This is a genomic window from Nostoc edaphicum CCNP1411, assembly GCF_014023275.1.
Classification (GTDB): Bacteria; Cyanobacteriota; Cyanobacteriia; order Cyanobacteriales; family Nostocaceae; genus Nostoc; species Nostoc edaphicum_A.
In genome coordinates this window covers 3,593,472-3,604,861 of sequence record NZ_CP054698.1, presented here as the reverse complement: position 1 = coordinate 3,604,861, position 11,390 = coordinate 3,593,472, and the positions used below count along the sequence as shown (strand labels likewise).

The following is an 11,390-nucleotide window of genomic DNA, read 5'->3' as shown; positions in this document are numbered from 1 at the left end:
CTTATACACTACTAGTCAACTCAGCCACTAAGTATATTAGTTATCGAGGATGAGTCTGCACGAAAATTTAGAGCAACACTAGGGGCTGCTTAGGTGGTTGAATTATTGACATCGCTTTGAATGCGATCGCGAAAATCTTCTATTGTTAGTTTTAACCCCTCTTGTAGAGGAATGGTAGGTTCCCAATTTAACCAAGTTTTTGCCTTTGTGATATCAGGTTGGCGACGTCGGGGATCATCCGAAGGTAGTGCCTCGAACTTAATCTGGGCTTCCGGGTTGATCATATTTTGCACCGTTTGTGCCAATTGTAAAATCGTGTATTCACCAGGATTGCCCAGGTTGACTGGGCCAATGTAGTCGCTATTCATTAGGCGGATGAATCCTTCTACCAAATCAGAAACATAGCAGAAACTACGAGTTTGCGAACCATCGCCGTAGACGGTTAAAGGATTACCCCGTAAGGCTTGAACTATAAAGTTGCTCACCACCCGACCATCGTTTTCTAACATTCTCGGCCCGTAGGTGTTGAATATCCGAACAACTCGAATATCAACTTTATTTTGCCTGTAGTAATCAAATGCTAGAGTTTCAGCAATTCTTTTACCCTCGTCGTAGCATGAACGTATCCCAATGGGATTGACGCTACCCCGATACTCTTCAGTTTGGGGATGAACTTCTGGATCACCGTATACTTCACTAGTTGAAGCCAAGAAAAACCTAGCTTTTACACGTTTAGCTAGCCCCAACATATTCAGTGTTCCCATCACGTTAGTTTTAACGGTTTTAACTGGGTTGTACTGGTAATGTACTGGTGAAGCTGGACAAGCTAAATGATAAATTTGATCTACTTCTAACCGAATTGGTTCGGTTATATCGTGGCGAATCAGTTCAAAGTACGGATGACCTAACCATTTAAGAATGTTGCGTTTGTGGCCAGTGTAAAAATTATCCAAGCATATTAATTCATGCCCAGCAGTCATTAGTCGGTCGATGAGATGGGAACCAATAAACCCAGCACCGCCCGTCACCAAAATTCTCATAGTTTCCCAGTTATTTACAAATATTTTCAGTAGCTATTGCACTTACTTTTAGATTACCCAGCTTGGGTACAAAAATACAGAACAAAAAAAAGAACAAGGCTTCATCAAAAAGTGTTGTTGAACTTACTTATTTTTTTCGGTTGCAGTTTTGTTATATTTTTACCTTTTTGCTTAAGAATTTAATTAGCAAAATAACAAACTTAGTCTAAAGATTATCAATCTTCCACTTAAAGTTCATCAAATCTTCAACAAGATAAAGTGTTTTTACCATGATCAGTGCTAAATACTGAGTAACTAATAAACTAACAGGGACTCAGTATTTATGTCCGCGGGTATTAGCCTCGCTCTTTGTAGGTGGAATCTTTATTATCTCTAAGCCGAGCCACTAGGAACTCAGTAATTTTCACAGTTACAACTATTTTCAGTGGGATGCAAAGTACTAGGAAGTAATTTGAAACTCGTTTAATTCCAAGGTCTTACCATTAACATAGTTAACCTGTATCGCGTTTGCTAATATTCTGCTCTACACTTGATTGCAAAGACTGACACCATTCCACGAAACTTATGCTACAAATGTATGCTTTTGTAGGGACGTACATTTGTACATTCTTACAGCCAATTCATTTGTTGCAAAGATTTTTGTCAATGGTATCACAGCTCAAGTCTACTCAAATGGACTGAACTATGGCTGACATTATACAGCAGAAGTAATGCTAGTAACCGTATTAGAGGTAATTACATTAGTTTGAGTGCGTTGCGGTTCTCCAAGCATGACGATGGAGCAAGTGAGTTGGCTGGCTAACTGGGTAGTGACATCGCTAATGGTTAACCCTCCAGGACTGGTACGATTACGTATAAAAGGTAAAACGACTAAATCATATAATCGTGCTGCCTGCAAAATTGCTTGGGCAACATTTTCATGAGCGATGATTTGAATTTCTGGGGCATTGGTCAAAGCCAATTTAGATACTAGCAGTGAGAGATGCGATCGCCTCCAAGCAATTTTACTAGAACTAGTGCGGCGATCGCACACATTCAGCACAGTAATGTGGCTCTGATTTGCTTCTGCCAGCATCTGGGCAAATTGTACAGGCTGTAATGTGGGTGCTGTTAAGTTCTCTATTGGTACTAAGATGCGCTGAATTTTTTTCGGTGATTCTACTAGACGTGTCACCGCTACTGGACAATGGGAAGCCCAAAGCACACCATCAATCACATTCCCAAATAAACGCGCTCGCAACCCAGTGCGTTTACCCCAACCCATAACAATTAAATTAGCCTTTTGTTCACGAGCCGCTCTGCTAATTCCCTGAGCAAAGGCATCATCAATCCGCAGCACTGCTTCCGTAGGTACGCCCAATACTCGACTTTGTGCAGTGGCTTTGGTCAATAACCGCTCACTCCGTTGTAGAGAGGCTTCTAACTGCGGTGCATCCATGTGAGCAGCAGCATTAGCGATCGCCAGTGGTACAATTTTGCCCTGAGACTGACGTGCTAATAACGCCGCCATTTCAATCAAATACTGCTGGGTATGAGGATTATATACAGGCACAACTATAGTAAAAGCACTATCTATCTCTGGTGCTTTTTGGTCAGATAGGGGTAGTGGTGGATCTTCCGCTACTGAGGAATTCAAACCAACAGCTATTCGACTGGTAATCAAAGGGCCCAAGGTTGATGTGACAACCATTAAGACAATGATGCTGTGTAATACTTCTAGTGGCAGCAACCCAGCCCGATATCCTACTAACGTTGCTGCTAAGGTTGTAGCAACCTGGGGAAGTGACAGCGACCACATCGTTAGCATTTCTTGCCAGTTATAGCGGTAAACCAGTTTCGTTAATAAAGCTGCAATCAATTTACTGACAATCAAACCAACGATCATCAACAGCGTTAACTTCAGCGTATCTAGGTTATTTACAAAGGCGGGTAGATTGATCAGTAAACCAAGGTCAACAAAGAAAATGGGAATGAACAGCACACTGCCAATAAATACCACCTTTTCTTTGACTGGCCCTTCACCCACAGCTTCATTCACCGCCAAACCCGCTAAAAAAGCACCAACAATTTTTTCTACCCCAATCAATTGAGCACCTACAGCCGCTAGAAACACAGAAAGCAACACAAACAAAAATTTGTTTCCTTCGTCGTCTCCAGATCGCTTGAAAAATTCTTTGCCTGCCCAATCAAAGCCTGTGACAACGGCAACAGAGTAAATAGTTAACCGACCAGACAAAGTGAGTAGTTCTGCAAAGCTGAATACTTCATCATCAGCCATAGCTACACAAACGGCTAATATCAGCACTGCACCAATATCTGTAAAAATCTTAGCTCCAGTGGTGACAGTAACAGCTTCGTTGTTTACCACTCCCAAACGACTGATTATGGGATATGCCAAAAGGGTATAGGAAGCAAATAAAGAGCCAATTAAGATTGAAGTATTCCAGCCATAGCCTAAGATTAGTCCTACTAGGGTTCCCATTACCAGGGGTACACTGAAAGTCAAGCTAGCAAATCCAAAAGCGCGACTTTTCTGGCGGCGAAACTGTTCTAGATCAACTTCTAGCCCTGCGACAAACAGTAAATAAATTAACCCAATGTCTGATAGTAGGTTAATCATCGGTGAGTCAGACTGGAATAGATTCCAACCTGAAGGCCCAAGTACTAGCCCTGAGAAAACCAAACCCACTAATCCTGGTAATCTTAGTCGCTCAAACATGATGGGTATAACTAAGATGACCACCAACAAAATAGCAAAGGGAACAATTGGTTCCTTGCCAAGAACTTGGGAAGTTGGTTCCAGAACAAGAACTTGTGATATGAGTTCCATCATGTAGGAATTGAAGGGGCTATGGTAAAACTGCGATTACCTTGGGGGCGATCGCCTGATCGATATAAACAAAGAAGCCACCTGACGAAAAATCAAAAACCTTAACTTACACTAACTAGGCAATTGTCTCAGAACTAACTACCTACGGGTGGATTTGACTCAAAATGAACCGCAAGCGATCGTAGTCGTCTTTAAGTAGCACGCTCAAGTTACGTCCAGCTTTAATTAGCCATTCTCGGTCAGCTTTGCGTAACTGGTATACATCTCGAATGGCAGCTGCGGTCAAAGACTCTATTGGCGCACCATTGATACAAAGGAGTGTCCTTAAGAAATCTAGTTCTTCAGTAAATTTAATAATAGCTTCTGGTTCACACCGATAAACAGCCTGATGAATTTGCGGGGGACGGGGTGGTAGATACTGATATACTCTTTGGTTATAACTTTGATTTTGCGAAGATAGTTCAAAGCCCACGATCGCAGCCCGAAATTCCGTTCTCAGCATGGCAAATATTTGGGGTTGTTCCTCCCGTAAATCTTGCAATGACAACCCCAATGCTCTCGCCCGATGTACAGAATCTATGGGCATGGTTGTGGCATAATACACTACAGCATAAATTTGATTACCAGATTCTTCATCTACAGAGCAGACCCAACTACCAAAGGGTGGCATGGAGGGAAAGCTCAAGTCTTCTGGTTCTAAACACTGAGCTAAAAATTCAGTACTAGTAGTTTCAATCACCTCCGCAATGTGGTTGGGATGGCGATCGCCAGTGGCAAACTGTGGTAGGGGGAGGCGCATAGTAATTTAGTCATTAGTCATTAGTCATTGGTCATTAGTCATTAGTTTTTGTCAAACGACAAATGACAACGGACAAATGACTAATGACTAATTTTATTTGGCTTTTTTACGTCCGGCTGTGGTCTCTACGAGTTCCAATTCACTCAGGCGGAAAGTAACTAATTTATCCCAGTTACCACCCTCAAATAATACGGCTACTTTGCCATCAGTTAGTCGTTGCACGAGTCCTTCGTAGCGATAATAGGTATCTGCGGGATTGTTGACGCGAACAGTTGCTCCAGGCAGAATCATGTTTTTAGCCTCGTTTGTTTCCTTTTAATAGCTTAATACTTGTTAATAGTCATTTGTCATTTGTCATTTGTCATTGGTCATTAGCGAATAGCACTAAGTTAAGATACAGCCCTTGCCCTGACTTCCAGGGAAAGCATTCTGGGAGGGCTGCCGCCTTTAGTGGCTTGACCAGAGGCAGCACCTCATTCGGAAAAAATTCCCAGTATTGACGGCTAGGAACAAGACTACACAAGGCTTTAAGCTTTTCTTAGTACCATTCGGTCATTAGCCAAGGACAAAGGACTAATGACTAATGACGAATCAATAATACTTCTGCCTTTGTCGAAAATTTGCTACCGATTCTACTATTCCCAAGGAAATGAAGTTAGTCAGCATCGCAGAACGCCCATAACTCATCCAAGGTAGGGGAATTCCTGCCACAGGCGCTAAACCAACAGTCATGCCAATATTCACAATCAGCTGAAATACGATCATGGACAAAACGCCAATAGCCAACAAGGAACCAAAGTTATCTTTGGCGGTTTGGGCAACATGCAGTAGACGGAAGCAAATTAAGCAGAAGACAAACAGCACTACCAAACAACCAACAAAACCAAATTCTTCCCCCACTGCGGAGAAAATAAAGTCTGTATGCTGTTCCGGTACGAAATTCAGTTGCGTCATTGGCCCCTTGAACAGACCCCATCCCCAAATTTCACCGGCACCAATAGCAATACGAGATTGGATTAAATGATATCCAGCACCGAGTGGATCGTGATCGGGGTTCATGAATACAGTGAGCCGGTCTTTTTGATACTCTTTCAAAATATGGTTCCAGGCGAAGACTCCTAATTCGCCACCCAGTATATTGAGAGTCCCCGCACCGATAGTGCCCAAACCAAATCGACGCCAGGGAAGAGTTTGCCAGCCCACAATAGCCATTGCAATTGACCAAACTATCCCTAATGGGCCAAAAGATAGTTCTTTGAATAAAACTATCGGCTCTGCTAATGGCCAAGATGTACTAAATAAAATGGCGGCAACCACAGGAGAAATCATCAGAATTAACCAGCCTGGGTTGGCATTTGCCCAGTACAGCATTCCTAAGACGATCGCACAAAAAACCATTGATGTTGCTAAATCTGGCTGTAAAAATATTAATCCCCAAGGTACAGCAGTGATTGCCAGAACGCGGAAAACACCTTCGAGGGTAGAAGCAGTGCGCCTGTGTAGCAAAGCAGCTAAGGTAATGATCATGCCGACTTTGGCAAATTCTGAGGGTTGGACATTGAAACCAGCAATAGGAATCCACCGCTGTGCCCCTTTAGCGCTACTACCAGCAATCATCACTATGATTAAGCTGAAGTTCGTTATTGCATAAGTTACCCAGTGCCACTGCATCAAAAGTTCGTAACGGATACGAGATAAAAACAGGGCTATAAGCACGCCGATACCCGCTACCATCCAATGCCACCACCAGTCAGTTACTGGCTGTTTCAATTCCGTACTGAGAATCATTAGTCCGCCAAAGATACTAGCAGCTATCGGCAAACAAAATAGTAGCCAATCTACATGCTGCCAGGGCTTAACCCAAGACTTCCAGCGAATTTTGGGGAGCGATCGTTTTAACAACATTGTGTCAGTTTAGACTTTAGCTTTAATTGTTGAGCATTGGACATTGGGCATTGGGCATTGGTTAATAATCAATAGTTCTTCTTCTCTTGTTTCCTCAATCCCCATGCCCCGTGCCCCTTACCCCATACCCAATGCTTAGTATTCCCAAGCTATAGCCCAGGAAGTAAATAGAAATTAAAATTAATTATGTTAGAGCTGCAACTGATACTTTACCAGCGATGGTAAGAGCGATCGCTGTTAATGCTTTTGCTGAAGCTGAATCTGGATCACCAACGACTATTGGCACACCGCTATCACCACCTACTCGTGTAGAAATCTCTAGCGGCACGCACCCTAAAAGCGGCACTCCCAATTCAGCAGCTGTTTTGGAGCCACCACCGGAACCAAAGATGTCATATTGCTTATCTGGTTGATCGGGGGGGATAAAATAGCTCATATTTTCTACGATCCCCAATACTGGGACATTCATCTGCTGGAACATCCGCAATCCCTTGCGAGAATCTAACAGGGCTACGTTTTGCGGCGTGGTGACAATTACTGCCCCTGCCATCGGTACTGCTTGGGTTAAAGTTAACTGAGCATCTCCGGTTCCTGGTGGCATATCTACAATCAAATAATCCAGTTCCCCCCATTGCACTTGATAGAGAAACTGGCGAATTACACCATTTAGCATAGGCCCCCGCCAAATTACTGGTTGATCTCGGTCAATCAAAAAGCCCATCGAAACTAATTTGACGCCGTGATTAAAAGCAGGTTCCAGAATGTCACCTGTTTCAGTGGAACGCACAACAATTTGGGCATCAGCCAGACCCAGCATGGTGGGGTCATTGGGGCCGTAAATATCAGCATCTAGCAAGCCGACTTTCGCCCCAGTTTGAGCTAGAGCCACTGCGACATTCACCGCCACCGTACTTTTACCAACGCCACCTTTGCCGCTGGAAACAGCAATGATATTTTTCACCCCAGAAATGCCAGTGCGATCGGGCAAACTTTTTTGCTGTGGTGTTTCTGCCGTAACTTCTATACTGACATCTGTAACGCCTGGGAGTTTTTTGACAGCTTTCTGACAGTCTTCAACAATAAATTCACGTAAAGGACAGGCAGGAGTGGTTAATACTAAAGTGAAACTAACTTTGCCACCGTCAATTGTGACATTACGAATCATATTAAGTTCTACCAGACTTTTGCGGAGTTCTGGGTCTTCCACTGGTCGCAAAATTTCTAAGACAGAGCGAGAATCAAGGACATCGTACATAAAAATTCAAAATTCAAAATGAATAAATACAGTTGTGGCGAACATCTTAGCTATTAACTGGATGCTTTCTTAGGTAAGGTCAGCTTAGTGTTATCACTGTCGCTGCCGTAATAAAACTTAGCAAATAGCATTATTACCTAATAGAATTTTAACTTTCTTTGGGCATTGGGATTAGGGGAGAGGTGACAGGTGAGAGGGAATCATCTGTAACCTTTAACCTGTAACCTATTCCCTGCTTATCCACTTCCCAATCCCCAGTCCCTAAAAATCAAAACAACTGTCATTAAGGGATTTTTTCTGACCAGATACCGCTGGTAATGCCGTCTTTTCTACTGCCTCGACTAAAGACCTTGCAACGCGGTCTGCATAAGGACGGGATAAAGACCAAATCAGGGGCGATAACCAACCCCGTAGTGTTACAGAATAAGACAAACAAGTACCGCAAACTGTTGACTCTACTTGATAAGTCACCCTTTCCTCAATTCCAGGAATTGCCATTACTCGGATACTCAGCATCTCTCTAGGATTGACGCGTTCCACAAAAATTCTGATGGGAATCGGTGAAAAGCGTGTGACAGCTTGAAAAATTAATCCTGGTTTGGGTACTAATCCGTGGGGAACATTAGTACTCTTAAGTTGTGGATGCCAGGAAACATCTGTTAAGTCAACCACTTTTTGCCACAGTTCATCTACAGAAGCAGAACTAATCTCTCGATACGTCCACACCAGAGAGGCGCAAAACCGACGACGCTTGCGGTGGATGAATTTGGATAACCAACCTTGCATTTTCCTAATCCTCCTCCTCTCTAGAGACTTTCTGGTAACTCTGGTATGATGTGCAACTACGCTCAAACCCTAAATTAAAACTTTCTCAAAAATTCACTAAACATAGTAAGCTTCGATTCAGGACAGACTCTAACAGCCAACATTAGCAATATGGTAAATAAGTTTTGAGCAGTCCAGTCAAACCCTTGATACTTCAAGGTTAAGACTAAAATTTAGTCTTTCTACCAGAATATTCCAATTAAGAATTTCAAAAAAAACTAATTCAATATACAAGCCTATACGCATTTGAGGGAAAATAACTCTAGTGATGCCCATCAATCGTATAAATGCTTAACCAGTAAGAAAAAGCGGGTTGGGCAAATAGAGCTAGATTGTTGGCGCATGTTTCCCCCAAATTTTAAAATGAAAAATTTGTGGCTTTCTGGAAATTGTAATTTAGGTTCGGGAATCTATGTTGACCAACTCGCAAACACCAACTGTAGAAGCAGTACCATCCAAGTCTTTGCCAGCACCTGATGCTCAGACTAGAGTCAGTCAGTTTATGAAACAGCTGCAAGACGAAATTACCGAATCATTGGGAAAACTAGATGGTGTGGCTAAGTTTCATGAAGATAGTTGGGAACGCCCAGAAGGAGGTGGAGGGCGATCGCGCGTGCTGCGAGATGGTGCAATATTTGAACAAGCAGGTGTAAATTTTTCTGAAGTTTGGGGTTCCCATTTGCCAGCTTCAATTTTAGCCCAACGCCCGGAAGCAGCAGGGCATGGCTTTTATGCCACTGGCACTTCAATGGTGCTACATCCTCACAATCCTTACGTACCCACTGTTCATCTAAATTATCGCTACTTTGAAGCGGGGCCAGTTTGGTGGTTTGGTGGTGGTCTTGACTTGACACCTTATTACCCATTCGCTGAAGATGCGGCACATTTACACAAAACATTGAAACAGGCTTGCGACGAACACCACCCAGAGTATTACCCAGTATTTAAACGGTGGTGTGATGAATATTTCTACCTCAAGCATCGTGACGAGACACGGGGTGTAGGTGGTCTATTTTTTGATTACCAAGATGGTCAAGGTGTTTTATATCGTGGCCCAAACCCCGACGGAGAAGCCGCTAGTTATAGTAACCAGGTGGGAACACCAGAAACCCGCAATTGGGAAGATTTGTTTGGTTTTGTGCAAGGCTGCGGCAGAGCATTTTTACCAGCCTACGTACCAATTGTAGAACGGCGGCATGGGATGGAATATGGCGATCGCCAACGGAATTTTCAACTCTACCGTCGGGGACGATATGTAGAATTTAACTTGGTTTATGACCGAGGCACCATTTTTGGTCTACAAACCAACGGACGCACCGAATCAATTCTCATGTCCCTACCACCCTTAGTGCGCTGGGAATACGGCTATCAACCGGAACCTAATTCCCCCGAAGCCGAGTTGTATGAAACCTTCCTTAAGCCTCAAGATTGGATCAACTGGACAGCTAAATAGTGCTGAGTGCTGAGTGCTGAGTTAGGAGTCAGGAATTAGGAGTTAGGAGTTATGATCCTGATTTTCCCTTTCTCTCTCATCTCCCTCACTCCCCACTCTCCACTATTTTGATGAGTTAAACTACTAAAGTTAAGCACTTAGCAGAAAAAGGTGACAATTTTAGCTATACCTTGTTAATCTCAAGTGACAGCATTAGAAAATTCTGCAAGTAATTAATCTTAATAGGAATAGCACGGGGAGGGCTTTAGTGATTCATATAGACCAAAAAACTTATACAACCCAAGACGGAAACACTGTTATTGTCCTGACACCAGCAGGTCGCCTAGATATTACCACTGCTTGGCAATTTCGCCTGAAGTTACAGGAGTGTATTTCCAAACTCAGTCGTCATGTAGTTGTAAATCTGGCTCAGGTAAATTTTATTGATAGTTCTGGTCTTACTTCTTTAGTCGCTGGAATGCGCGATGCTGATAAAGTCAAGGGCAGTTTCCGCATTTGCAATGTACATCCAGAAGCCAAACTTGTATTTGAAGTGACGATGATGGATACTGTTTTTGAAATCTTTGAAACAGAAGAGGAAGCTTTAGAAGGTGTACCTCGTAGCATTGCCAGCTAGAAAAGAGTTAGGAGTTAGGAGTTAATTCAAAATTCATGACTCATAACTTTATCTTATTAAATACTGATTTCGCTTGGTGTAGCGATAAGGCCCCATAATCGCTCCCCAGGTTGCTTTTCCAGTTGCTGGATCAATTCCTTTGTCATAGCTATAAAATTCTGCCCCTGTAGCTGCAAAGCCCAAGGAAACATACACAGTATTGCCAAGATAACTAAAGCTGCAACGAGTCTCTGGTAATGGGGTAGCAGTGAACTTATAGCGATCGCAAGCTAGTTTTTCTTGAGTAACTGTTAGGATACAACCTGGCAGTAAATCTAATTGTTCGGGTGTTAGTGTGTTGAGTAGAGCAGGGTTATGACCTGCGCCTCTTAATGCACCTGGATCTTGAGGCATATAATATTGTACTTCCACGGTTGCGTCAGAGTCGCTCCCCTGACGCAAGCGGATAATTCGCTGGCGGTAAGGCTGATCTAGGGTAATAACGTTAGCCTGTTCGGCAAACAAGGTAATGCTATCTTCTGTGAAGAGATTAACTGGTCTTTGCCACAAGCACAGGTGGACATACCAAACCGGTTCTGCTATGGCTTGTTCCCGATTATCAAATTCACCAGCTAGGTACTCACCTAAAGCAATTAACTGTGGCGAGAAGTTCATAATTGCAATAAAA

10 protein-coding genes are annotated in these 11,390 nt (G+C 43.0%); 2 read left to right on the top strand and 8 right to left on the bottom strand.

All coding sequences use genetic code 11. The features are described 5' to 3' along the window. Nucleotides 1-89 precede the first annotated feature (89 nt). The 7 genes from HUN01_RS17675 to HUN01_RS17645 form a co-directional block, all read right to left on the bottom strand. Entirely contained in the window at nt 90-1,040 is a 951-nt protein-coding gene (locus tag HUN01_RS17675) for a UDP-glucuronic acid decarboxylase family protein (protein WP_181932349.1), read from the bottom strand. Nucleotides 1,041-1,734: 694 nt separating this feature from the next. Next, on the bottom strand, nt 1,735-3,870 hold the full coding sequence (locus tag HUN01_RS17670) for a cation:proton antiporter domain-containing protein (protein ID WP_181932722.1): 2,136 nt from the start codon (nt 3,868-3,870) through the stop codon (nt 1,735-1,737). A gap of 142 nt (nt 3,871-4,012) precedes the next feature. Then, nucleotides 4,013-4,669, bottom strand: coding sequence for an HAS-barrel domain-containing protein (locus tag HUN01_RS17665; protein ID WP_069070956.1), 657 nt, complete (start codon nt 4,667-4,669; stop codon nt 4,013-4,015). A 93-nt stretch (nt 4,670-4,762) separates the two neighbouring features. Continuing rightward, nucleotides 4,763-4,960, bottom strand: coding sequence for an NAD(P)H dehydrogenase subunit NdhS (locus HUN01_RS17660; protein WP_069070957.1), 198 nt, complete (start codon nt 4,958-4,960; stop codon nt 4,763-4,765). A 300-nt stretch (nt 4,961-5,260) separates the two neighbouring features. Continuing rightward, nucleotides 5,261-6,574: a rod shape-determining protein RodA gene (gene rodA / locus HUN01_RS17655; protein ID WP_181932348.1), complete on the bottom strand. Its 1,314-nt coding sequence runs from the start codon at nt 6,572-6,574 to the stop codon at nt 5,261-5,263. A 184-nt stretch (nt 6,575-6,758) separates the two neighbouring features. Further along, a complete protein-coding gene (locus HUN01_RS17650) occupies nt 6,759-7,829 on the bottom strand; it encodes an Mrp/NBP35 family ATP-binding protein (protein WP_181932347.1) in 1,071 nt (356 codons plus the stop codon). Between the two features lie 261 nt (nt 7,830-8,090). Continuing rightward, a complete protein-coding gene (locus HUN01_RS17645) occupies nt 8,091-8,615 on the bottom strand; it encodes a polyketide cyclase / dehydrase and lipid transport (protein WP_069070960.1) in 525 nt (174 codons plus the stop codon). Nucleotides 8,616-9,066: 451 nt separating this feature from the next. On the opposite strand from HUN01_RS17645, the gene hemF reads away from it, so the two are divergent. Both hemF and HUN01_RS17635 read left to right on the top strand, forming a co-directional pair. After that, entirely contained in the window at nt 9,067-10,107 is a 1,041-nt protein-coding gene (hemF, locus tag HUN01_RS17640) for an oxygen-dependent coproporphyrinogen oxidase (RefSeq protein ID WP_181932346.1), read from the top strand. A 247-nt stretch (nt 10,108-10,354) separates the two neighbouring features. Further along, nucleotides 10,355-10,723 carry an STAS domain-containing protein gene (locus HUN01_RS17635; RefSeq protein WP_012411454.1) on the top strand — a complete coding sequence of 123 codons (369 nt, stop codon included), beginning with the start codon at nt 10,355-10,357 and terminating at the stop codon, nt 10,721-10,723. A gap of 48 nt (nt 10,724-10,771) precedes the next feature. Here HUN01_RS17635 and HUN01_RS17630 read toward each other — a convergent pair whose 3' ends face one another. Beyond that, nucleotides 10,772-11,377 (bottom strand): chromophore lyase CpcT/CpeT, encoded by a 606-nt coding sequence (locus HUN01_RS17630; RefSeq protein ID WP_181932345.1) that lies wholly within the window; start codon nt 11,375-11,377, stop codon nt 10,772-10,774. Nucleotides 11,378-11,390: the final 13 nt, after the last annotated feature.

Excerpts from the sequence above, each read along its gene's own strand:
- HUN01_RS17650 (WP_181932347.1), bottom strand. The coding sequence starts at position 7,829 with ATGTACGATGTCCTTGATTCTCGCTCTGTCTTAGAAATTTTGCGACCA.
- rodA (WP_181932348.1), bottom strand. The coding sequence starts at position 6,574 with ATGTTGTTAAAACGATCGCTCCCCAAAATTCGCTGGAAGTCTTGGGTT.
- hemF (WP_181932346.1), top strand. The coding sequence starts at position 9,067 with ATGTTGACCAACTCGCAAACACCAACTGTAGAAGCAGTACCATCCAAG.
- HUN01_RS17665 (WP_069070956.1), bottom strand. The coding sequence starts at position 4,669 with ATGCGCCTCCCCCTACCACAGTTTGCCACTGGCGATCGCCATCCCAAC.
- HUN01_RS17670 (WP_181932722.1), bottom strand. The coding sequence starts at position 3,870 with ATGGAACTCATATCACAAGTTCTTGTTCTGGAACCAACTTCCCAAGTT.
- HUN01_RS17675 (WP_181932349.1), bottom strand. The coding sequence starts at position 1,040 with ATGAGAATTTTGGTGACGGGCGGTGCTGGGTTTATTGGTTCCCATCTC.
- HUN01_RS17645 (WP_069070960.1), bottom strand. The coding sequence starts at position 8,615 with ATGCAAGGTTGGTTATCCAAATTCATCCACCGCAAGCGTCGTCGGTTT.
- HUN01_RS17630 (WP_181932345.1), bottom strand. The coding sequence starts at position 11,377 with ATGAACTTCTCGCCACAGTTAATTGCTTTAGGTGAGTACCTAGCTGGT.
- HUN01_RS17660 (WP_069070957.1), bottom strand. The coding sequence starts at position 4,960 with ATGATTCTGCCTGGAGCAACTGTTCGCGTCAACAATCCCGCAGATACC.